At 62.3% G+C, this 21,554-nt stretch carries 19 protein-coding genes; 13 read left to right on the top strand and 6 right to left on the bottom strand.

Annotated elements, in window-relative coordinates:
- Nucleotides 1-68 precede the first annotated feature (68 nt).
- The gene (gene cytX, locus AC07NR_RS14585; protein WP_085711133.1) at nt 69-1,361 is read left to right on the top strand and encodes a putative hydroxymethylpyrimidine transporter CytX; all 1,293 of its coding nucleotides are present in this window, start codon (nt 69-71) and stop codon (nt 1,359-1,361) included.
- On the opposite strand, the gene AC07NR_RS14580 is transcribed toward cytX, so the two are convergent.
- Nucleotides 1,330-2,076, bottom strand: coding sequence for an RsiV family protein (locus tag AC07NR_RS14580; protein ID WP_495078835.1), 747 nt, complete (start codon nt 2,074-2,076; stop codon nt 1,330-1,332). The genes cytX and AC07NR_RS14580 overlap by 32 nt on opposite strands.
- A gap of 230 nt (nt 2,077-2,306) precedes the next feature.
- Between AC07NR_RS14580 and AC07NR_RS14575 the strand changes: the two genes are divergently transcribed.
- The 9 genes from AC07NR_RS14575 (at nt 2,307) to AC07NR_RS14535 (ending at nt 11,687) form a co-directional block, all read left to right on the top strand.
- Entirely contained in the window at nt 2,307-2,924 is a 618-nt protein-coding gene (locus AC07NR_RS14575) for an NUDIX domain-containing protein (RefSeq protein ID WP_134825273.1), read from the top strand.
- The gene (locus AC07NR_RS14570) at nt 2,915-3,367 is read left to right on the top strand and encodes a DUF1249 domain-containing protein (protein ID WP_085711136.1); all 453 of its coding nucleotides are present in this window, start codon (nt 2,915-2,917) and stop codon (nt 3,365-3,367) included. Before AC07NR_RS14575 ends, AC07NR_RS14570 begins: the two co-directional genes overlap by 10 nt.
- Before the next feature lie 116 nt (nt 3,368-3,483).
- The gene (gene cpdA / locus AC07NR_RS14565; protein ID WP_305833221.1) at nt 3,484-4,299 is read left to right on the top strand and encodes a 3',5'-cyclic-AMP phosphodiesterase; all 816 of its coding nucleotides are present in this window, start codon (nt 3,484-3,486) and stop codon (nt 4,297-4,299) included.
- Between the two features lie 96 nt (nt 4,300-4,395).
- Entirely contained in the window at nt 4,396-5,004 is a 609-nt protein-coding gene (locus tag AC07NR_RS14560) for a YqiA/YcfP family alpha/beta fold hydrolase (protein WP_085711138.1), read from the top strand.
- 51 nt (nt 5,005-5,055) lie between these two features.
- Nucleotides 5,056-6,963: a DNA topoisomerase IV subunit B gene (parE, locus tag AC07NR_RS14555; RefSeq protein WP_114881197.1), complete on the top strand. Its 1,908-nt coding sequence runs from the start codon at nt 5,056-5,058 to the stop codon at nt 6,961-6,963.
- A complete protein-coding gene (locus tag AC07NR_RS14550; RefSeq protein WP_495078834.1) occupies nt 6,963-7,952 on the top strand; it encodes an esterase-like activity of phytase family protein in 990 nt (329 codons plus the stop codon). Before parE ends, AC07NR_RS14550 begins: the two co-directional genes overlap by 1 nt.
- On the top strand, nt 7,949-8,473 hold the full coding sequence (locus tag AC07NR_RS14545) for a retropepsin-like aspartic protease family protein (protein WP_134825277.1): 525 nt from the start codon (nt 7,949-7,951) through the stop codon (nt 8,471-8,473). Before AC07NR_RS14550 ends, AC07NR_RS14545 begins: the two co-directional genes overlap by 4 nt.
- Nucleotides 8,474-8,480: 7 nt before the next feature.
- Nucleotides 8,481-10,745, top strand: a complete 2,265-nt coding sequence (gene parC, locus AC07NR_RS14540; RefSeq protein ID WP_085732649.1) for a DNA topoisomerase IV subunit A — start codon at nt 8,481-8,483, stop codon at nt 10,743-10,745.
- Between the two features lie 231 nt (nt 10,746-10,976).
- The gene (locus AC07NR_RS14535) at nt 10,977-11,687 is read left to right on the top strand and encodes a PqiC family protein (RefSeq protein WP_085711143.1); all 711 of its coding nucleotides are present in this window, start codon (nt 10,977-10,979) and stop codon (nt 11,685-11,687) included.
- Nucleotides 11,688-11,924: 237 nt separating this feature from the next.
- On the opposite strand, the gene AC07NR_RS14530 is transcribed toward AC07NR_RS14535, so the two are convergent.
- The gene (locus AC07NR_RS14530) at nt 11,925-13,436 is read right to left on the bottom strand and encodes an AhpA/YtjB family protein (RefSeq protein WP_495078833.1); all 1,512 of its coding nucleotides are present in this window, start codon (nt 13,434-13,436) and stop codon (nt 11,925-11,927) included.
- 134 nt (nt 13,437-13,570) lie between these two features.
- Between AC07NR_RS14530 and serB the strand changes: the two genes are divergently transcribed.
- Complete coding sequence (gene serB / locus AC07NR_RS14525; protein ID WP_495078832.1) at nt 13,571-14,785, top strand: phosphoserine phosphatase SerB; 1,215 nt, start codon at nt 13,571-13,573, stop codon at nt 14,783-14,785.
- A gap of 39 nt (nt 14,786-14,824) precedes the next feature.
- Here the strand turns inward: serB and AC07NR_RS14520 are convergent, their stop codons facing one another.
- Nucleotides 14,825-16,579, bottom strand: a complete 1,755-nt coding sequence (locus AC07NR_RS14520; protein WP_495078831.1) for a cyclic-di-GMP receptor FimW-related protein — start codon at nt 16,577-16,579, stop codon at nt 14,825-14,827.
- 221 nt (nt 16,580-16,800) lie between these two features.
- On the opposite strand from AC07NR_RS14520, the gene AC07NR_RS14515 reads away from it, so the two are divergent.
- Complete coding sequence (locus AC07NR_RS14515) at nt 16,801-17,202, top strand: lectin OAA family protein (RefSeq protein ID WP_495078830.1); 402 nt, start codon at nt 16,801-16,803, stop codon at nt 17,200-17,202.
- 60 nt (nt 17,203-17,262) lie between these two features.
- Here AC07NR_RS14515 and asd read toward each other — a convergent pair whose 3' ends face one another.
- The 3 genes from asd to AC07NR_RS14500 are packed head-to-tail and all read right to left on the bottom strand — an operon-like array spanning nt 17,263 to nt 20,535.
- Nucleotides 17,263-18,123 carry an archaetidylserine decarboxylase gene (gene asd, locus AC07NR_RS14510; RefSeq protein ID WP_495078829.1) on the bottom strand — a complete coding sequence of 287 codons (861 nt, stop codon included), beginning with the start codon at nt 18,121-18,123 and terminating at the stop codon, nt 17,263-17,265.
- A gap of 18 nt (nt 18,124-18,141) precedes the next feature.
- Entirely contained in the window at nt 18,142-18,957 is an 816-nt protein-coding gene (locus tag AC07NR_RS14505; protein WP_495078828.1) for a rhodanese-like domain-containing protein, read from the bottom strand.
- Between the two features lie 39 nt (nt 18,958-18,996).
- Complete coding sequence (locus AC07NR_RS14500) at nt 18,997-20,535, bottom strand: HDOD domain-containing protein (RefSeq protein WP_495078827.1); 1,539 nt, start codon at nt 20,533-20,535, stop codon at nt 18,997-18,999.
- Nucleotides 20,536-20,701: 166 nt separating this feature from the next.
- Between AC07NR_RS14500 and motA the strand changes: the two genes are divergently transcribed.
- On the top strand, nt 20,702-21,553 hold the full coding sequence (motA, locus tag AC07NR_RS14495) for a flagellar motor stator protein MotA (protein ID WP_169428596.1): 852 nt from the start codon (nt 20,702-20,704) through the stop codon (nt 21,551-21,553).
- Nucleotide 21,554: the final 1 nt, after the last annotated feature.

Below are 21,554 nucleotides of genomic sequence, written 5' to 3'. Positions count from 1 at the left end.
CCTCTGTGGGAGCCAGCCTGCTGGCGATTGATCGACACAACAACAAATGTCCCTCTGAGATAACACCCTTGAGCATTCAACCCGGTACTTATTCCCCCGACCTCGCTGTGCCCGCCGACAAGCGTGTGTTCGGCGGTCGCGATCTGTTTTCCCTGTGGTTTTCCCTCGGCATCGGCCTGATGGTCTTGCAGACCGGTGCGCTGCTGGCGCCAGGGTTGGGGCTGTCGGGATCGCTGCTGGCGATCTTCCTTGGCACCCTGGTCGGCGTCCTGTTGCTGGCCGCCGTTGGCGTGATCGGCAGCGACACCGGCCTGTCGTCGATGGCCGCGCTGAAACTCAGCCTTGGCAGCAAAGGCGCGAGCCTGCCGGCGCTGCTCAACCTGCTGCAACTGATCGGTTGGGGCTCGTTCGAAATCATCGTCATGCGTGATGCCGCCAGCCTGCTGGGTACCCGTGCGTTCAGCGAAGGTTCGCTGTGGGCGAGTCCGATGTTGTGGACGTTGTGCTTCGGTGCACTGGCAACCTTGCTCGCCGTCAGCGGGCCGCTGACATTCGTGCGCAAGATCCTGCGCAAATGGGGCATCTGGCTGATTCTGGCCGCGTGCATCTGGCTGACCTGGAACCTGTTCGCCAAGGCTGATCTGGGCGCCTTGTGGGCACAGGCCGGGGATGGTTCGATGCCGCTCGCCGTGGGCTTCGACATTGCCATCGCGATGCCGCTGTCGTGGCTGCCGCTGATCGCCGACTACTCGCGTTTCGGCAAGAAGGCGAAGAATGTGTTCGGCGGTACAGCGATCGGTTTTTTCATCGGCAACTTCTGGCTGATGAGCCTGGGCGTCGCCTACACCCTGGCCTTTGCGCCGAGCGGTGAAGTCAATGCGCTGCTGCTGGCACTGGCCGGTGCCGGTCTGGGGATTCCGCTGCTGCTGATTCTGCTGGACGAGTCGGAAAACGCCTTTGCCGACATTCACTCGGCGGCGGTGTCCAGCGGGATTCTGCTACGTCTGAAAGTCGAACATCTGGCCTTGGCCATCGGTGTGATCTGCACCCTGATCGCACTGCTGGCGCCCCTGGCGCAGTACCAGAATTTCCTGCTGCTGATCGGCTCGGTATTTGCGCCGCTGTTCGGCGTGGTGCTGGTGGATCACTTCATTCTGCGCAAGCGTAGTGGCCAGGTCGCTTCGGCCGCGTTGCGCTGGCCGGCGCTGTTGGCCTGGCTGGGTGGCATCAGCACCTATCACCTGCTGGCCAACCTGTATCCGGATGTCGGTGCAACCCTGCCGGCGCTGGTCCTGGCAGGGCTGCTGCAACTCGTGCTGGGCCGGGCCTTCAGTTACGGCCGGGAAACAGCTCGGGCTTGATGATGCCGTTCAGGCGCGGGTAAGGGATCTTCAGTTCGACGTGGCCCAGCGCGTAAGGCGCGATGGTGCTCACGTCGTACTTGAGGATCACGCCGCCGTAAGTCAGGGCCACGTGCGGGGTTTTGACGAACGGCCAGTTTTTCACGTACTCCGGTTCCTGATCGAGCTTGGTGCTGATCAGCCAGCTGTTATGCGCCACTTGCGCAGCCTTCCAGAACGCTTCTTCCTGACCTGGCACCAACATGTCCGACAGGCTCAGCACCTTGTGCTGCTGGCGCGAATAGTTGATGAAGCCGCGGCCCGGCGTGCCGTGGGCGCCGCCGGTGTCCAGGTAGCTCGACACTTCGACAATCACCAGACCGTCATGCTGCTCGCGTACTTTCGCCTGCAAATAGCTGCTGTTGCGCGGGCCGGCCGTGCGCAGGAACTGCTCGCGGTAGGCCGCCAGGGTCGGCGCCACCGGTTCGTTCGGCTCGGTGCGGGTGAATTGCAGCAGGCGTTTTTCGATGATGCCGTCCAGCGCAGGCTCGGCCGGGAAGTGCAGCGTGTCGATGTTCACCAGCGGGCAGTCCGGGTTGGAACAGCCGGGTTTCAGGGTTTCCGAGGCGTCGCGGGTGGTTTCCAGCGGCGTGCGGTAGTTGGGCTGGAACAGGCTGGCACAGGCGCCCAGGGTCAGGGCGATGGCCGCCACGGAGGCGATTTTGAAAAGCGACATGGGCGTCCTTTCTGAAACAGGGGAAGGCAAAAAGTTACCGCTTCGACTCTCTGTGAAGCGGTCAGTTCGCCACTAAGCTAATTAGAGTGGGTTTCGCCTCCACCGTCCATCCCGCTGACGGTAAAGGGGCTGCATCAAACATCGCGGGCGCGTTAGGATGGCGCGAAGTCGAGGTTGCCCGTCACAAAAAACGCAGCCTCGTATTGGAATTGCAGTAAACGAGGATGCCCATGACCGATCTTGCCAAAGCCACTCCCGCCGCCATCGATATCGTGCGACGCGAACAATGCTACAAGGGCTTCTACAAGCTCGACCGTGTGCATTTGCGCCACGAACTGTTCGCCGGCGGCATGAGCCGCGAGATCAATCGTGAAGTGTTCGTGCGGCACGACGCCGTGTGCCTGCTGCCCTACGATCCGCAGCGCGATGAGGTGGTACTGATCGAACAGTTTCGCGTCGGTGCCATGGGCAAGACTGCCAACCCGTGGCTGGTGGAGCTGGTCGCCGGTCTGATCGACAAGGAAGAAGTGCCGGAAGAAGTTGCTCGCCGCGAAGCGCAGGAGGAAGCTGGACTCGACATCAAGGCGTTGTGGCCGATGATGCAATATTTCCCGTCGCCGGGGGGCAGCAACGAATTCGTGCATCTGTTTCTGGGGCGTTGCAGCACCGAAGGTGTCGGCGGCCTGCATGGGCTGGAGGAAGAGGCAGAAGATATCCGCGTCACGGTCTGGGCATTCGAGGATGCGCTGCAGGCCGTACGCGACGGCCGGATTGCCAATGCGGCGAGCATCATCGCCTTGCAGTGGCTGGCGCTCAATCGCGCCGAAGTGAGGGGGTTATGGTCGTAAACAAACTGCGCGATCGTTATCGTGTCGACCTCGTGGGCCTGCAAGCCGCCTGCGAGGCCAACTACGCGCGCCTGATGCGACTGCTGCCGGACATGCGCCGCGAACCTGAGGCGCGGCGCATCGCCGTGACCCAGGGCGACCAGATGCTCGGCGTGCTGGCCATCGAAGTGTTGCAGACCTGCCCATACACCACGACCCTGCAAGTGCGTCAGGAACACAGCCTGCCGTGGCTGCCGGTGCCACAGCTGGAAGTGCAGGTCTATCACGACGCGCGCATGGCCGAAGTCATCAGCGCCGAACATGCGCGGCGCTTTCGCGGCGTCTATCCTTACCCCAATGCGGCCATGCATCAGCCGGACGAAAAGGCCCAGCTCAATCTGTTCCTCGGAGAGTGGCTGAGTCATTGCCTGGCCTGCGGTCACGAGTACGCCGCCGTTCGATAGTTTCTATTACAGCGGCAAGTTGTGAACTGTGTCCGGTTCGGCGGTTTCTTCCCGGGGCCTTCCCCCAGCATAATTGCGAACCTTTCCGACCCGGCGTCCAGCCCTGGGAGAACGCCTTGCCGAGCGTATCGACTCTGACCACTGCCGATGCGGCGTTGCTGGTGCAACTGTCCGACAGTCATCTGTTCGCCGAGGCGGACGGCGCGCTGCTGGGCATGAAAACTCGCGAGAGCCTGCAAAAGGTCATCGAGCTGGTTCTCGAACAGCAACCGCAGATCGACCTGATGATTGCCACGGGCGACCTCTCCCAGGACGGCACGCTGGAGTCCTACCAGCAGTTTCGTCAGCTGACCGCGCAGATCGATGCTCCAGCCCGCTGGATCCCCGGCAACCACGACGAACCGCAGATCATGCAAATGGCCGCCGTGCAAAGTGCGCTGCTTGAGCCGGTGGTGGATGTCGGCAACTGGCGCGTGACCCTGCTCGACTCGGCGGTGCCGGGCTCGGTGCCGGGGTATTTGCAGGATGACCAACTGCAATTGCTGGCGCGTTCGCTGAGCGAGGCGCCGGATCGGCATCATCTGGTGTGTTTCCACCATCACCCGGTGTCGATCGGTTGTGCCTGGATGGAGCCGATCGGCTTGCGCAATCCCGAAGCGTTCTTCGACGTGCTTGACCGTTTCCCGCAGGCCCGTGCCGTGTTGTGGGGGCATGTGCATCAAGAGATCGATCGTGAGCGCAATGGCGTGCGACTGATCGCCTCGCCGTCGACCTGCATTCAATTCGAGCCGGGCAGCGAGGATTTCAAGGTCGGCGAGCAGGCACCGGGGTATCGCTGGTTGCGGTTGTTGCCGGATGGGCGGATCGAGACGGGCGTGGAACGTGTCACCGATTTCCGGTTCACGGTCGATTACGGCTCCAACGGCTACTGATTCAGGGGCGCGGCGCTGATTTCCTCGGGTACTGGCCCAACACCCCCTGACTCCCTGTAAACTCCGCTTTCTTTAGCCGACACCCAGGGAGCTCAAATGTCCGGTTCGATCCTCTATATCCACGGTTTCAACAGCGCGCCGGCCTCGAAGAAGGCCTGTCAGCTGGTCGAGGTGATGGAGCGTCTGGGTTTGAGCGATCAACTGAGGGTCCCGGCGCTGCATCACCACCCGCGCGAAGCCATCGGTCAGCTGGAGCAGGCAATCGCCGAGCTGGGTCGGCCATTACTGGTGGGAAGCTCCCTCGGCGGCTACTATGCGACTCACCTGGCCGAGCGCCATGGCCTGAAAGCCCTGCTGGTCAACCCGGCCGTCAGTCCGCACCGGATGTTCGACGGCTACCTGGGGACGCAGAAAAACCTGTACACCGACGAAACCTGGGAATTGACCCACGACCATGTGACGGCCCTGGCCGAACTGGAAGTGCCGGCGCCGCAGGATTCGCAGCGGTATCAGGTGTGGTTGCAGACCGGGGACGAAACCCTGGACTATCGCCATGCCCAGCAGTATTACCGGGCCTGTGCCTTGCGCATTCAGGCCGGCGGCGACCACAGTTTTCAGGGGTTTGCCGGGCAGTTGCCGGCGTTGCTGAGTTTTGCCGGTATTGGCGCCGATTTGTTTCAGGCAATCGATTTCACCGCGCTGTGAGCGGTTGCCCCCTTAATTTTCTTATTCACCGAACACTGACGACGAGACCTTATGGCCACTCCCAGCGCTAGCTCCTATAACGCCGACGCCATCGAAGTCCTCTCGGGCCTCGACCCGGTGCGCAAACGCCCCGGCATGTACACCGACACCAGTCGGCCGAACCACCTCGCCCAGGAAGTCATCGACAACAGCGTCGACGAAGCCCTGGCCGGCCACGCCAAATCGATCCAGGTCATCCTCCACGCCGACCACTCGCTGGAAGTCTGCGACGACGGTCGCGGCATGCCGGTCGACATCCACCCGGAGGAGGGTGTGTCGGGCGTTGAGCTGATCCTCACCAAGCTCCATGCGGGCGGCAAGTTTTCCAACAAGAACTACCAGTTCTCCGGCGGTCTGCACGGGGTGGGTATTTCCGTGGTCAACGCCTTGTCGACCCAGGTGCGGGTGCGGGTCAAGCGTGACGGCAACGAGTACGAAATGACCTTCGCCGACGGCTTCAAGGCCACCGATCTGCAAGTGATCGGCACCGTCGGCAAGCGCAATACCGGGACCAGCGTGTTCTTTGCGCCGGACCCGAAATACTTCGATTCGCCGAAATTCTCCATCAGCCGCCTCAAGCACGTGCTCAAGGCCAAGGCCGTTTTGTGTCCGGGACTGCTGATCAGCTTCGAAGACAAAGGCACTGGCGAAAAGGTCGAGTGGCATTACGAAGATGGGCTGCGTTCCTATCTGGTAGACGCGGTCAGCGAATTCGAACGTCTGCCGGACGCGCCGTTCTGCGGCAATCTGGCCGGCACCAAGGAAGCGGTCGAGTGGGCGCTGCTGTGGCTGCCGGAAGGCGGCACCTCGGTCACCGAAAGCTACGTCAACCTGATCCCGACGGAGCAGGGCGGCACCCACGTCAACGGTCTGCGTCAGGGCCTGCTCGACGCAATGCGCGAATTCTGCGAATTCCGCAGCCTGTTGCCGCGCGGCGTGAAACTGGCGCCGGAAGACGTCTGGGAACGCATCGCCTTCGTCCTGTCGATGAAGATGCAGGAGCCGCAATTCTCCGGCCAGACCAAGGAGCGTCTGTCGTCCCGTGAAGCGGCGGCGTTCGTCTCCGGCGTGGTCAAGGACGCGTTCAGCCTGTGGCTCAACGCCAACCCGGAAACCGGTCTGGCGCTGGCGGAACTGGCGATCAGCAACGCTGGCCGGCGCCTGAAAGCCAGCAAGAAAGTCGAACGCAAGCGCATCACCCAGGGGCCGGCGCTGCCGGGCAAACTGGCGGACTGCGCCGGGCAGGACCCGATGCGTTCCGAGCTGTTCCTGGTGGAAGGTGATTCCGCCGGCGGTTCGGCCAAGCAGGCGCGGGACAAGGAATTCCAGGCGATCCTGCCGTTGCGCGGCAAGATCCTCAACACCTGGGAAGTCGACGGCAGCGAAGTGCTGGCCAGCCAGGAAGTGCACAACATTGCGGTAGCCATCGGTGTCGATCCGGGCGCCGAGGACATGAGCCAGCTGCGCTACGGCAAGATCTGCATCCTCGCCGACGCCGACTCCGACGGTCTGCACATTGCCACCTTGCTCTGCGCCTTGTTCGTCCAGCATTTCCGTCCGCTGGTGGATGCCGGTCACGTCTACGTGGCGATGCCGCCGCTGTACCGCATCGACCTGGGCAAAGAGATCTACTACGCCCTCGATGAAGCCGAGCGCGACGGGATCCTCGACCGTCTGGTGGCCGAGAAGAAACGTGGCAAACCGCAGGTCACCCGATTCAAGGGCCTGGGTGAAATGAACCCGCCGCAGCTGCGTGAAACCACCATGGACCCGAACACCCGGCGTCTGGTGCAACTGACCCTCGGCGAAGACTTCGCCCAGACCTCGGAAATGATGGACATGCTGCTGGCGAAGAAACGCGCCGGCGACCGCAAGTCCTGGCTCGAATCCAAGGGTAATCTTGCCGAGGTCCTGGCCTGATGCGCTTCGGCTGGGCCCTGGCGGGTGCGTTGCTGCTGGGCTCGATGACGGTGTCGGCGGAGCCCGTGCAGGAACTGCGCGTGCTCTCCGAACATCCGGTCGAAGGCATGCGCGGCGGCAACCTCTCGGGGCTGGCAATGTGCGGCAACGAGCTGTGGACGGTCTCGGACCGCGACGATGATCAGATCTATCGTCTCGATACCCGCGATCCGGTCTGGCAGGCCACGGCCGTGCGCATCGATCCCCCGCCAGTGCCCGACAGCGGCTTGCCGTGGGGCATCAAATCGCGGACTTGGGCGGCCTCGTTCGTCCGTGGCGGCGATCTGGATTTCGAAGGGATCACCTGCGACAGCGCCGGCAATCGCTACATTGTCAGCGAAGGCCACGCCGCCGTCTTGCAAGTGCCGCCACAGGGCCCTTCATCGTGGCTGAAAATCTCGCCGATGATGGTTCGCGAGGCGCGGGCCAGCGGCATGCTGCTGCAATTCAACGCGATCTTCGAAGGCCTGGCGATCAATCCGGCAGGTGATCAGATGTGGTTGGCCGCCGAACGGCAAAACCGTGGCTTGCTGCTGATCAAGCGTCAGCAGACGGTCTGGGACTGTGACGGTCGCTGCGTACTGCTCAGCGAGGGCGGCATGGAAATGCAGCCGCCGCAGTTTCCAAAAGCCAGACCGGTCAACCGGGACTTTTCCGACCTGTCATTGTTCAACGGCAAGCTGTTCACCCTTGAGCGCAACGCCTACCAGATCTGTCGCCGCGATCCGCAGACGGCCAAGGTCGAGCGCTGCTGGTCGTATGCCGACGAACTGTTGCAGGGCAACCGTCGCTACGCCCAGAACTTCGGGCTCGAAGAGGCGTTGGTGATTGATACGGAGGGTGCCTGGATCGGCGTCGACAACAACTTCGGTCCTCGCGCCGATGGCGAAGTCCGCCCGATCGTCTGGCGTTTCGCCGCCCCCGAGGGTGGCTGGAGTGCCAAGCCTTGAGCCAGCAGCCACCGGGCAAACGCGCCGGTCGGGTGTTGATGATTCTGGCCTGGTGCGCGGCGCTGTTTCTGGCCACGCGGTTTTTCGGCCAGTGGGAAGAGCGCCAGCGTAATCCCAACGTGGTGGTCAGTTCGGAGCAGGTGGGCGGCGTGATCGAAGTGAAACTGGCGGGTAACGCCCAGGGACATTTCGTCGCCAGCGGACTGATCAACGGCCGGCCGGTGGAGTTCATGCTCGACACCGGCGCGACCGACGTGGCAATCCCGGCCGAGGTCGCGAAAGACCTGCGGCTGGAAGAAGGTTTCGGTGTGACCCTGAGCACGGCCAACGGCCTGAGCCAGGGCTATCGCACCCGTATCGACCGCCTGCAACTGGGCGACATCGTGCTGCGGGACGTCCGCGCACTGGTGGCGCCAGGGCTGCATGGCGACCAGGTGCTGCTCGGTATGAGCGCCCTGAACAAACTTGAATTTACCCAGCGCGGTGGCACCATGCTGCTGCGCCAGACAACGAACCGATGAGGCCCGCATGAGCGACTCCCTTGATCTCAGCCTGGACGGTGTAGAACGCCGGTCACTGGCTGACTTCACCGAAAATGCCTACCTCAACTACTCCATGTACGTGATCATGGACCGTGCCCTGCCGCATATCGGCGACGGTCTGAAACCGGTACAGCGGCGTATCGTCTACGCCATGAGCGAGCTGGGGCTGGACGCCGATTCCAAGCACAAGAAGTCGGCGCGTACCGTCGGCGACGTGCTCGGCAAGTTCCACCCCCACGGCGACTCGGCGTGCTACGAAGCAATGGTGCTGATGGCCCAGCCGTTCAGCTATCGCTACACGCTGGTGGACGGCCAGGGTAACTGGGGTGCGCCGGACGATCCGAAATCCTTCGCCGCCATGCGTTACACCGAAGCGCGCCTGTCGCGTTATTCCGAAGTGCTGCTCAGCGAGCTGGGCCAGGGCACTGCGGACTGGGGCCCGAACTTCGACGGTACCCTGCAGGAACCGCTGGTTCTCCCTGCGCGCCTTCCGAACATCCTGCTCAACGGCACCACCGGTATCGCCGTGGGCATGGCCACCGACGTGCCGCCGCACAACCTGCGCGAAGTCGCCACCGCCTGCGTGCGCCTGCTCGATGAGCCGAAAGCAACGGTCGAACAGCTCTGCGAACACATTCAGGGCCCGGACTACCCGACCGAAGCGGAAATCATCACCCCGCGCGCCGACCTGCTGAAAATGTACGAAACCGGCAAGGGTTCGGTGCGCATGCGCGCCGTGTACCACGTCGAGGACGGCGACATCATCGTCACCGCGCTGCCGCACCAGGTCTCCGGGGCCAAGGTGCTGGAACAGATCGCCGCGCTGATGCAGGCCAAACCGTCGAAAGCGCCGCAGATCGCCGATCTGCGCGACGAATCCGACCACGAAAACCCTTGCCGCATCGTGATCATTCCGGTCAACAGCCGCGTCGATCACGAAGCGCTGATGCAGCACCTGTTCGCCAGCACCGAGCTGGAGTCGACCTATCGGGTCAACGTCAACATCATCGGTCTGGACGGCAAGCCGCAGCTGAAAAACCTCCGGGCGTTGCTGGTGGAGTGGCTGGAATTCCGCGTGCTGACCGTGCGTCGTCGCCTGCAATTCCGCCTCGACAAGGTCGAGCGTCGCCTGCACCTGTTGGACGGTTTGCTGATCGCTTACCTCAACCTGGATGAAGTGATCCACATCATCCGCACCGAGGATCAGCCGAAAGCCAAACTGATCGAGCGCTTCGCCCTCAGCGAGATCCAGGCCGATTACATCCTCGACACCCGTCTGCGTCAGTTGGCGCGACTGGAAGAGATGAAGCTGCGCGATGAACAGGACGAACTGCTCAAGGAACAAGCCAAGCTGCAAGCGCTGTTGAGCAGTGAAGCCAAGCTGAAGAAGCTGGTTCGCAGCGAGCTGTTGAAAGACGCTGAAACCTACGGCGATGACCGCCGTTCGCCAATCGTCGAGCGCGCCGAAGCCAAGGCACTGACCGAACACGATCTGCTGCCGAACGAGAAAGTCACCGTCGTGCTGTCGGAAAAAGGCTGGATTCGTTCGGCCAAGGGCCACGAGATCGACGCCACCGGCCTGTCGTACAAGGCTGGCGACGGCTTCAAGACTTCGGCGGCGGGGCGTTCCAACCAGTCAGCCGTGGTCATCGACTCCACCGGTCGCAGTTATTCGGTGGCCGCGCACACCTTGCCTTCTGCACGGGGCCAGGGCGAGCCGCTGACCGGCCGTCTGACGCCACCGCCCGGCGCCACGTTCGAATGCGTGCTGATGCCGGAGGACGACGCGCTGTACGTGATCGCCTCTGACGCCGGCTACGGTTTCGTGGTGAAAGGCGAAGACCTGCAAGCCAAGAACAAGGCCGGCAAGGCCCTGTTGAGCCTGCCGAACAACGCCAAGGTGATCGCGCCGCGTCCGGTGGCCGACCGCGAGCAGAACTGGCTGGCCTCGGTCACGACCGAGGGTCGCCTGCTGATCTTCAAAATCAGCGATCTGCCACAATTAGGGAAGGGCAAAGGCAACAAGATCATCGGTATTTCCGGTGAGCGTGTGGCCAGTCGCGAAGAATATGTCACGGACATCGCCGTTCTGCCGGAAGGCGCCACGCTGGTGCTGCAGGCCGGAAAACGTACCCTGTCGCTGAAAGCCGACGACCTCGAACACTACAAGGGTGAGCGTGGTCGTCGTGGCAATAAACTGCCACGGGGCTTCCAGCGGGTGGACGCGCTGCTCGTCGAAAACCTCAATTAAGCGGCCAGGGGGCATTCGCACTGATTTCTCCGACGGAGAAAATGAGTGAGAACGCCTCTCTAGAGCGTCCGATCTTCGATTTAACCCGTAGATCGGCGCTTTGGCGCTGGAGTCGGAACGCATATTCACGGATGATATGGCCTTTCCAAGCGCCGGCGTGGCCGAGCGTTCTTCATATTTTTTGAGTATTTTCACTGTGGTCAGCCTTGTGGCGGCCACCTGGACGGGATGATGACTTCTCTGCGCCCCCTTATTTTCCTGCTCGCCGGCGTTCTTGGCCTGGCGGGTTGCAGCGTCCACCAGCCGGTGTCGCTGTATCAGCTGGACAGCGGAAGTCCGGCTCAGCCTGCGCAAAGCGCGGGCATGGCGGTTTTGCTGGGCCCTGTGACCGTTGCCGATTACCTGCAACGTGAAACCCTGTTGCAACGTCAGCCGGACGGCAGCCTGCAGGCTGCGGTCGATGGCCGCTGGGCCGGCAGCCTTTCGTCGGATATCGATCAATTGCTGCTGCGTCAGGTTGCCGGTCATCTGGACAGTCAACGTGTAGTGCTGGCACCGGCCACCACCGGGTTCACTCCGGATGTGCAGGTGCTGTTGACCATCACGCGTCTGGACTCCGGTGCCAAGCAACCGGCGATTCTCGACGCGCAGTGGCGCCTGATCGACCGTCGTGGCCAGGTGCGGGACAACCGCATCGTTCACCTGCAGGAACTGCACAGTGGCGGCACGGCTTCGCAGGTTCAGGCCCAGGGCATCCTGTTGCAGCGTCTGGCCGAGCAGCTCTCGGTCGCGCTCAAACCGCTGGCCAACCAGCCACCGGTTGCCGAAGCACCGCGCAAACCGGCACCAAAACCGGCCGCGCCGGCGGCGGAAGCCGAGAAACAGCCGAAGATCCCGATGGCTTCGCCGATTCGTACGGATATGGAAGTGTTCCGCTTCTGAGGCTGGAACGAGTCAGGACAGAGCCCGCCTTGTGCGGGCTTTTTTGTGTCTGGGGGCTGAGTAGAAGACCAAAAGCGCCCTCATCGGAAACGCCGCCCGCCCAGCCCTCCCGAAACGTCGGACCGCCCGGAGGGAGAGGGTGAGGGGCTCTTCAAGGCTAGGCGCAATCACGAAACCACCACACACAAAAAAGCCCGCAGACAATCACTCATCTGCGGGCTTCTTCACATCAAGGCCTCAGGCCCGACGCTCATGCATCCGCGCCAGTTGCCGCTCGAGCATCGACGGATAAGGCTCCATCAAGCGCTCAACACAGCACGCGCCTTCAGGGCTGGCAATCGGCCGGATCCGCGCACGCTGGCGGATCAGCGCGTCGTCACCGATCTTGCGCTCCACCAGCAGCAGGTTGCGGCTGTGTTGCGACAGGGCCAGGGCGTCCTGGGCGGAATCGGTCAGCAGCAGGTCGATCTGGCTCAGCCCGAACAGCTCATCACCGAGAGTCAGACCCAGCTGCAATTGCAGGGTGATGCCGCTGTCGGCGACTTCGATCTGCAACTGGTGACCCAGGGCTCGCAGCAGTTCGCCGCAGCAGATGGCGTTGGTCAGGTAATCGTCGCCGCTGTCTTCGGTGTGGAACAGCATCAGCGTGCTGCCGTCGTTCAGGGTTTCGATTTCACCCTGATACAACGAAGCAGCCTGCTCCAGGCAGTCACGATAGCGCTCCTGCAACTCTTCCAGGCGTGCCCGTGGCAAACGGCGCAATTGCTCTTGCGAACCCAGTTGCACGGCCAGCACCGCAGTGTGTTGCGGCACGCTCGGGGTTGGCTGGCGAACGGCAGGTGGTGCGGTTTCGTTCAGCGACTCGTCACGCAGGTCAGCAAACGGATCCTCGTCATCGTCGTCTTCAACGGTGCTGACCACATGGCGTGGCGCAGGTTTCTGTGCGGCCATCGGGCGGGTTTCGTCAAAGCTCGGATCACGCAGGTTGCGCACTTCGAATTCCGGCTCGACGTCATCGTCCTCGAACTCGGGCTCCGGCTCAGGCTTGGGGGCGGGCTCCGGGGCAAAGTTGGCGTGCAGTTGACGGGCAAGATCGCCGATCTCGTCCTGACGCTCGGTCCCCGGCGTGTATTCGTCGATCCGGCGCAGCCAGACCCGCAGTTGCAGCAGCGGCGTGGAGATGTGCCGGCCAAGACGCAAGCTCAGGGCCAGAGACAGCGCCAGCAGGATCGCACTCAGAATGCCCATGCTCTGCAGGCTGATGGTCATCGGCTGCTGGAACTGATCCATGTCCAGGCTGATGCGCAGTTGCCCGGCAGTCACGTCCTGGAAGGTGATCTTGCTCTCGTACATGCCCTCGGCCTCGCCCAGCAGGCTGTGCTTGGGCCGCTGACCGGATTCGGCGAGGATGCGGTTGTCCACGCTGTAGATGGCGGCGTGGGCCACCAGCTTGTTCTTGGTCAGGTTGTTGAGCAGCACGTTGAGACTGAGGATGTCGTTGGACACCAGCAGCTCGGTCGCGGAAGTGGCGGTCTGCGTGGTCAGGCTTTCGCCCAGCGCATCGGCCTGCTCGTGCATGGCCTGCTTGAACTGCAAACCCATCACGCAGGCATAGATCAACAGGGCCAGGGCGACCAGGATCACGTTATGGCTGGCAATGCGCAATGCAATCGGTACACGGCGGTGGCGCAGTGCACGGAAGATCAGCAGGAAGAAGTTATCGGTTTTAACTGGCGTGGGCCGGTTCACTGAGCTCGGCTCTTTTGTCCGTGAAGTTGACGCGCAGTATAGCGACAGGCCCTAGACCGGCAAAGCGCTGGCGGTGCCCGATGGTCACTGAAAGTGGGTAGAATGCGGTTTTTTTCCAGTTGCGGGGGTGCGCGTTGCGCGAAATCGTCCTGATTAACATCACGGGAGTCGACCGTCCGGGTCTGACGGCGGCCATTACTGGTGTTCTGGCCCAGGGTGGTGTGAATATCCTCGACATCGGTCAGGCGGTGATCCACGACATGCTGTCGTTCGGCATCCTCGTCGAAATTCCCGACTCCGAGCAAGGCAAGTCGGTGCTCAAGGACATCCTGTTCAAGGGCTACGAGCTCGACCAGCAGGTGCGTTTCACCCCGGTGTCCGAAGAGGATTACCAGCAATGGGTGGGCAATCAGGGCAAGAAGCGCCACATCGTCACCCTGCTGACCCGCAAGGTCACCGCCGGCCAGTTGCAGGCCGTGAGCTCGATCACCGCCAAATATGGCCTGAACATCGACCATATCGACCGTCTGTCGGGTCGCATGCCGCTGGACACGCCGGCCGACAAGGGCAAGGGCTGCATCGAGTTCTCCGTACGTGGCGAAGCGGCCGATCCGCAGGCCCTGCGCGCCGAATTCCTCAGCGTGGCCCAGGAACTGAATGTCGACATCGCCTTCCAGGAAGACTCGCTGTTCCGTCGCAACCGTCGCCTGGCGGTGTTCGACATGGACTCGACCCTGATCGAAGCCGAAGTCATCGACGAGCTGGCCAAGGCCGCCGGTGTGGGCGACCATGTGTCGGAAATCACCGAGCGGGCAATGGCCGGCGAGCTGGATTTCCGCGCCAGCTTCAAGGAGCGTCTGGCGTTGCTCAAGGGGCTGGATGTCAGCGTGCTGGATTCGATCGGCGCCTCCCTGCGCCTGACCGAAGGCGCCGAAACCCTGTTCGCCGAACTCAAGCGTCTGGGCTACAAGACCGCGATCCTGTCCGGCGGCTTCACTTACTTCGCCAAGCAACTGCAGGCCAAGCTCGGCATCGACTATGTGTTCGCCAACGAACTGGAAGTGGTCGACGGCAAGTGCACCGGCGTGGCAATCGAGCCCATCGTCGATGCCCAGCGCAAGGCCGATCTGCTGAAACAACTGGCTGAAAAAGAAGGCTTGCGCCTGGAACAGACCATCGCCGTGGGCGACGGCGCCAACGATCTGCCGATGCTGGCGATTGCCGGTCTGGGCGTGGCGTTCCGCGCCAAGCCGCTGGTCAAGCAGTCGGCGAAGCAGGCCATTTCCACCCTCGGGCTGGATGGCGTGCTGTATCTGCTGGGCTTCCGGGATCGCGACGGGCAGCTCTGACATAGGCAAAGGATCGCGGCCCTCGGCTGCGATCCTGGCTCAAAGGGATTTCCACAACGAGTCGAAATCCTCCTCGCTCCCGCCATTCTGCGCGGCCTCCAGCGAACGATAGGCAAACTGATTGAAACTGTGTGTGCTTGCCACCCGCCGATCCAGCCCGGCGCGGTGCTCTTCACCCTGGGTGTTGATCAGCACTTTGTTGCCTTCCTGAAACGGCAATCGCGGCGCCAATAGCGTTGCGGGCAAGTCGATGGCGCTGATTTCCGGCAACAGCAAACCTCTCAGGTAATGACTGTGATCGTCCCGGGTGCGCACCAGTTGCAGTCCGCAGGGCTGGGCGTGTGGCGCTACCAGTTCGATGCCCATTTGTGTCCCGGCGCCGCGCACCTGACGGATCCAGCGCACCACGGCAATGCTCCAGCCCTGATTCGTGGTGTCCTGGATGCCGATCATTTCCCCGGTCTGCAATTCGGCAGGCACTTCTTTTGGCCACGCCAGGCAGTAACCGCCGGGACTGTGGTTGATGACCGGCAACGCATAAGTCGGGTAATGCGGCGGGCTGTCGGCGTCGCCCTCGTCGTCGGCCAGCGGTTCGTAGCGGATTTCCTCGTAGGGCAGGAATTCGTCGGTTTTGCTTTGCGGAGCGGCGTCGAAGGCCTGGCTCCAGCTGTCCTTTTCGCCTTGGACCACTGCGCGGCTGAAGTTTGCGGCGCGTGAACCGGGATGCTTGAGCAATTCGCTGAATGTGCGTTCACCGCCGAGATAGAAGTGCAGGGCGCTCATGCCGACACACACGGTCAGGTTGCCCTGGCCGACGGTGCGCTGAAAGCTGCGTTCGGCGGCCTCGCCCCAGGTGGCATGCAGGTGTTGCAGGGTGTCGAGGGTCAGGCCGGCCGGCACCGGCAGCGGTGTCGACGTGTCCTGATGCAGCAGGTGAGCTTCGATGGCATTCACCAGTGGTTGCGGATCGAAGCCGAGCAGCCCCGACTGCTGTTCGCTGCGAAATTTGCTGCGATAACGCGGGCCGGCGTCGATCTCCGCAGAAATCGCGAACAGCCCTTCGCCCGAGGCACCGGGATGCAGTTTCAGCCAGGCGCTCCAGGGTTCAAGCACCTGCGCGAGTTGGGCGATCGGGTTCTGCCGCAACTGATTGCAACGGGCGCTGCCCAGCAGCAGGGCGGCGATATAGGTCTGTTCGACACTCAGTTCGCCGGCGAGGCTGGCCAGATCGTCACGGACCCGACGGTGTTGCAACTGCAAGTCGCAGGCACAGCGAAACAACTGGTGCAGCTCAAACCACAGCTGCTCTGGCGCCGGGCTGTACAACTGCGTGGCGCGCACCAGTTGCCCTTTCAGTGCATGAACGGCGCGTTGTAGCGCCTCGCTCAGCAGGGCGGCCCGGTCTTTTGAGTATTTGGGCGCGATGCGCAGAATGATCTGCTTGTAACCGATGGCCAGATGGCTTTGCAGCGCCTGACAGAGGTTGCTGATCTTGCGCGATCGCTCGTCGAGCATGATCGCCTGATGCAGAAAGTGCCGCTCAAGGTGTTGGCAAACGAAGTACACCTCGGGCCGCAACAACTCCAGCAGGTGCAGGCGGTTGTCGCTGGGCGTCAGCAATTGATTGAGTTCGCCGAGGCCCTGATAGAGCTGGCGCGCGGTTTCGCCGATGTTGGCTTTCGGCAGGCCGGCGATCCAGCGCTTGAGATCGCGCGGGGTCGCTTCACAGAAAGACAGGCGCAACTGCGTTGGCGTCGGTGCGCTCAGATGCGGTTGGAATCGAGGCTCACTCATGCCGTGACCAGCTCCGGCGGCGAATAGGGCAATGCCAAAACTCTAGCAGTTGTGGTCCGTTTCGCAGGCGCTTGTCGGGCTTTTTTACCGTTGGTCTGCTGGCCTGATGCCATTTCGGCAGGCGCTACTAGGCTCTCTGGCGTGCGATCGGAAACGCACGGTTGCACGGCTTGCCGCCAACGTCGGGCAGGTCTCTGAAAAACTTCAAGGAGATGAGGTTCATGTCTAAATACGCAGTGGCAAACCAGTGGGGCGGTAGTTCGGCACCTTGGCATCCGGGTGGAACCTGGGTTCTGGGCGCGCGGGACAACCAGAAAGTCGTCGCCATCGACATCAAGTCCGGCGACGGCGGCAAAACCTTCAATGGCACCATGACCTACGCCGGCGAAGGCCCTATTGGCTTCAAGGCTCAGCGCACTGGTCAGAACCAGTACAACGTCGAGAACCAGTGGGGTGGCAACGATGCCCCATGGCATCCAGGTGGCAAATGGGTGATCGGCGGTCGGGATAACCAGAACGTTATCGCGTTGAATGTCAGCTCGAGTGACGGCGGGAAAAACCTCAGCGGCACCAATACCTACGCCAACGAAGGGCCGATCGGCTTCCGTGGGCAGATAGAGTAACGGCGCCGTTCAGGTCGTGTCCGCCCCTTCGCAGACGTGCGCAGGGGCGGATTAGCAGGTTCAGGCGTTCGACAGTGCCAGGGCCTGACCCATCTGTACCGGCGAGCCGGCTTTCAGTTCTTCAACCCACTTCACCTGATCCGGCCCGAACAGCACGATCGCGGTCGAACCCAGCTTGAAACGACCCAGTTCGGCGCCTTTTTCCAGATGAATCGGTGCGCGGGCAGCTTCGTCGTAGCGGAAGGTTTTCAGCTCACGCTTTGGCGGCGTGACCGGGCCAGCCCACACGGTTTCGATCGAAGCCACGATCATCGCGCCCACCAGCACCACGGCCATCGGCCCGCGCTCGGTGTCGAAGATGCACGCTACGCGCTCGTTGCGGGCGAACAGTTCCGGAACGTTTTCAGCGGTGGTCTGGTTGACCGAGAAGATCCGGCCCGGGATGTAGACCATTTCGCGCAGGGTGCCGGCCAGCGGCATGTGCACGCGGTGGTAGTCCTTCGGCGACAGGTAGACAGTGGCGAATTCGCCGCCCATGAACGGCGCGGCATTGGCTGCATCGCCACCCAGCAGTTCCAGCACGCTAAAGCTGTGGCCCTTGGCCTGGAAGATGCGGCCGTGCTCGATCGGGCCGAGCTGGCTGATCGCACCGTCGGCCGGGCTGAGAATCGCGCCCGGCGTTTGGTCCAGCGGACGTGCGCCGTCTTTCAGTGCGCGGGTGAAGAACGCGTTGAAGTGCTCGTAAGCGGTCACGTCTTCAACCAGCGCCTGGGACATGTCCACCTGATAACGCTTGGCGAACCAGGTGGTGAAGGCATTCTTGAACCAGCGCACACGGCACTCGGCGATGCAGCCGGCCAGGCGCGACAGCAAATGGTGAGGCAGCAGGTACTGGCTGATGATAAACAAACGCTCTTTCATGACTGTCCTTAAAAATCCTTAAAGCTCGACGGGGGTGTCGGGGTGGTTGCCCCATTCGCCCCAGGAACCGGCGTAGCCCTTGACCCGCGGATAACCGAGGGCCTTGGCCACCAGATAAGTGAAACCGGACCGGTGGTGGGTCTGGCAGTGAGTGATGATTTCTTTGTCCCTGGTGATCCCGAGGTTTTCGAGGATCTGCGGCATGTCGGTACGGATGCGCAACTGGCGCGACTGATCCATACCTGCCGTCCATTCGAAATTGACTGCGCCGGGGATGTGTCCACCCTTGGCCGCCAAGACTTTCTCGCCGGAATACTCCAGTGGCCCGCGAGCATCCCAGATCGCCAGATCAGCAGCACCGAGGCGGCTTTGCAGGTATTCGCGGGTGGCGGTCGGTTCGTCGCGCAGGGTCAGGGCCACCGGACCGCCGACTGCAGGAGGGATCTGGATCGACATCGGCGAACCTTCCGCCAGCCATGCCGGCAGACCGCCGTCGAGGTAGTGGTACTGGTCGTGACCGATCACGTCGAGCAGCCAGATGAAGCGCCCGGCCCAACCGCCGCCTTCGTCGTCATAGACCACGTAGACTGCGTCCTTGTTGTGGCCCAGTTCACCGAACAGTTCCTCGAGTTTTTCTTTTGTCGGCAGCAGGCCCGGAGCCGGTGCCTGGCCCAGCTGGGTGCGCTTCGGATCGACGAAGCGTGCGCCGGGAATATGACCCTCGGCATAGCGGGCGGCGCTGGTCAGATCCACCAGAATCAGGTTGCGGGCGTCGAGGCGCGGGAGCAGGTCGCTCGGCTCGATCACCAGCGCCAGGCCAGAGAAGTCAGACATGTGAGGTCTCCAGAGCACAAAGGGGAAGGATTGTAGCTGTCATTGGCCGCGCTGGCTAAAGCTGTGCAGGGCTTTCTCGATGCACTGCGCGGTTTTGCCGAAGGCTTGCACGGTGATGTCGGCGAACGGTCCGCCACCCTGGTCGGCGACCACAATCATGATCACCCGGCCGTTATGGACCAGCGAGCGCAGAAACAGATGCTCGCCACGGAACAGCGTACGCAGGGACGGCGGCAGCAGGGCGGAAAATTGGGCGTTGTTCTCCGGAGTGATCCGCACTTGTGCCTGCTGCGCGAGCAAGCGTTGCAACACGGTGCTTTGGCTGACGACGAAGTTCAGCGCAGCGGCTTCCTTCGGCAAACCGGAAATCTGATGCACCCGCAGACTGGACTGGGCGCGGTCGGCCATCAGGATCATCACCCGGCGCATGCCGCTGGCCACCAGCGCGTCGCGGGCGGCGATGGTCAGGTGCATGGCGTTGGTGAAACGGCTCGGTTCGGCCAGCAGTTCGGCGCATTGCCGGCGCCATTTGGCGAGGTCGTCGGCATTGGGTGCAGCGGCCGGCAACAGGCCGGCGGGCAGGCGATGGGTGCCCCACGGCCACAGCAGGGAAACCGCCGGGTGCCACAGATCCGGCATCGAATGCCGGCGGGCGCTGTTGGCGGCCTGCTGGTGCAACTGTTGTTGCACCTCGTCCATCGAGATTTGCAGATAAAGGCTGGTCAGGTACTGCCAGCGCTCGCTGTGCGGACTGTCCCAGGCTTGTTGCGCCGACAGCGCCAGACCATTGGCCAGCAGCACGGTGTTGGCTGGCTGATTGAGCCAGTGGCGCAGGGTCGGGTCGTCATCGAGGCGGTTCTGTTGGCGCAACGGGTGATCGACGTCGCGGGCGATCCGCAGAACCTTGACCAGTTCGCGTTGCTCGGTGAGCAGCAATCGATACCCCTGCTGTACCCAGATCGGCAGGCGCCAGGCTTCGACCAGTGCCGCACCGATCTTCAGCAGGCGCACGCCGAACAATTGTTTTTCCACGTCGCGGGCCGATTCGCCCTTGTGGATGACCCGTACTTCCCATTCTTCGAGCAGTTTGGGAAAGGTCAGCGCCAGCGGCCACAGCGGCGACAGAAACAACAGGCTGCCCCAGTGAATGTCCTGCCACAGCCGCGCCAGGCGACTGGCAAAAAAACCGTTGGCCTGCTGCGTGGCGTGCTGGCTGATCATCTGAATCTGGCGCAGGGCCTGGGGAATTTGCGCCTGCGGTTCGGCGGGCAGGCGTGCCAGTAGTTCTTCGGTGCGGGCGAGCCCCAGGCGATTGATCGCCACCTCGAGATTTTCCGCCGGTGCGGTCAGGCTGCCCTGGGTATGGCGGTTGGCTTCGCGGATGATGCTCAGGGCCAGCGCCGGGCTGTCCTGCATCAGGTCGGCAATGTCGCGCAACGAGCTGCGATTGTCGCGGATCGCCCGGCAGACCTTGTCGTGGGCCTCTTGCGGCACCGGCAGGCGCACGCCATCGAGCAGCTTCACCCAGCCATCGAGTGTGGTGGGTTTTACGTGTGGGACGTTCGTTTCATTAGCCATGTCTGGACGAGATCTTCACTGACTGTAGACGCGCCCGGCATGGGCTAAATTGGCTTTTCGCCTGAACTGGCTATAGTCTGGCGCAGTTTTGCCGATAAGTAGAAGAAGAGATTTTTTAACTTCCGAATATGACCTTGAACCCGACTTAAATAAGTACTTTCTACCTATGGCTAAAATTATCGGCATCATCGTCGTATTCGCGAGCGTGCTCGGCGGATACGTGCTCTCCCACGGCAAGATTGCCGCCCTGATCCAGCCCTTCGAGGTGATGATCATCGGCGGTGCGGCACTCGGAGCATTCCTCCAGGCCAACCCCGGTTACATGACCATGCACGTGCTCAAGAAATCCCTGGGCATGTTCAGCTCGCGTTTCAGCCACACGTTCTATCTGGAAGTGCTTGGCCTGATCTACGAAATCCTCAACAAGAGCCGCCGTGAAGGCATGATGGCCATCGAAGGCGACATCGAAGATGCCGCTGCAAGCCCTATCTTCGCCAAGTACCCGGCGGTGCTGAAAGACGAACGCATGACCGCGTTCATCTGCGATTACCTGCGCATCATGTCGTCCGGCAACATGGCGCCGCACGAGCTGGAAGGCTTGTTCGACATGGAACTGTACAGCCTCAAGGAAGACCTCGAGCATCCGTCCCACGCGGTGAACGGCATCGCCGACGCCATGCCGGGTTTCGGTATCGTCGCGGCGGTACTGGGTATCGTGGTGACCATGGCCTCCCTGGGTGAAGGCGATCAGAAGTCCATCGGTCTGCACGTAGGTGCGGCACTCGTGGGTACCTTCTTCGGTATTCTCGCGGCGTACGGTTTCTTCGGCCCGCTGGCGCACTCCCTGGCGCACGATGCCAAGGAAGAGCTGAACGTCTACGAAGCCATCAAGGCCTCGCTGGTGGCTTCGGCTTCCGGCATGCCGCCATCGCTGGCCGTGGAGTTCGGTCGCAAGGTTCTGTACCCGGCTCACCGTCCAAGCTTTGCCGAGCTGGAACAAGCCGTTCGCGGTCGTTAAG

Source organism: Pseudomonas sp. GW821-FHT09C09 (assembly GCF_059418105.1).
The sequence above is the reverse complement of the archived record's forward strand: the minus strand, read 5'-3'. Positions and strand labels throughout refer to the sequence as shown.

Excerpts from the sequence above, each read along its gene's own strand:
- motA (WP_169428596.1), top strand. The coding sequence starts at position 20,702 with ATGGCTAAAATTATCGGCATCATCGTCGTATTCGCGAGCGTGCTCGGC.
- AC07NR_RS14560 (WP_085711138.1), top strand. The coding sequence starts at position 4,396 with ATGTCCGGTTCGATCCTCTATATCCACGGTTTCAACAGCGCGCCGGCC.
- AC07NR_RS14505 (WP_495078828.1), bottom strand. The coding sequence starts at position 18,957 with ATGTCTGACTTCTCTGGCCTGGCGCTGGTGATCGAGCCGAGCGACCTG.
- AC07NR_RS14520 (WP_495078831.1), bottom strand. The coding sequence starts at position 16,579 with ATGAGTGAGCCTCGATTCCAACCGCATCTGAGCGCACCGACGCCAACG.
- parC (WP_085732649.1), top strand. The coding sequence starts at position 8,481 with ATGAGCGACTCCCTTGATCTCAGCCTGGACGGTGTAGAACGCCGGTCA.
- AC07NR_RS14580 (WP_495078835.1), bottom strand. The coding sequence starts at position 2,076 with ATGTCGCTTTTCAAAATCGCCTCCGTGGCGGCCATCGCCCTGACCCTG.
- AC07NR_RS14570 (WP_085711136.1), top strand. The coding sequence starts at position 2,915 with ATGGTCGTAAACAAACTGCGCGATCGTTATCGTGTCGACCTCGTGGGC.
- asd (WP_495078829.1), bottom strand. The coding sequence starts at position 18,123 with ATGAAAGAGCGTTTGTTTATCATCAGCCAGTACCTGCTGCCTCACCAT.
- AC07NR_RS14515 (WP_495078830.1), top strand. The coding sequence starts at position 16,801 with ATGTCTAAATACGCAGTGGCAAACCAGTGGGGCGGTAGTTCGGCACCT.
- parE (WP_114881197.1), top strand. The coding sequence starts at position 5,056 with ATGGCCACTCCCAGCGCTAGCTCCTATAACGCCGACGCCATCGAAGTC.
- AC07NR_RS14550 (WP_495078834.1), top strand. The coding sequence starts at position 6,963 with ATGCGCTTCGGCTGGGCCCTGGCGGGTGCGTTGCTGCTGGGCTCGATG.
- AC07NR_RS14535 (WP_085711143.1), top strand. The coding sequence starts at position 10,977 with ATGACTTCTCTGCGCCCCCTTATTTTCCTGCTCGCCGGCGTTCTTGGC.
- AC07NR_RS14500 (WP_495078827.1), bottom strand. The coding sequence starts at position 20,535 with ATGGCTAATGAAACGAACGTCCCACACGTAAAACCCACCACACTCGAT.
- AC07NR_RS14575 (WP_134825273.1), top strand. The coding sequence starts at position 2,307 with ATGACCGATCTTGCCAAAGCCACTCCCGCCGCCATCGATATCGTGCGA.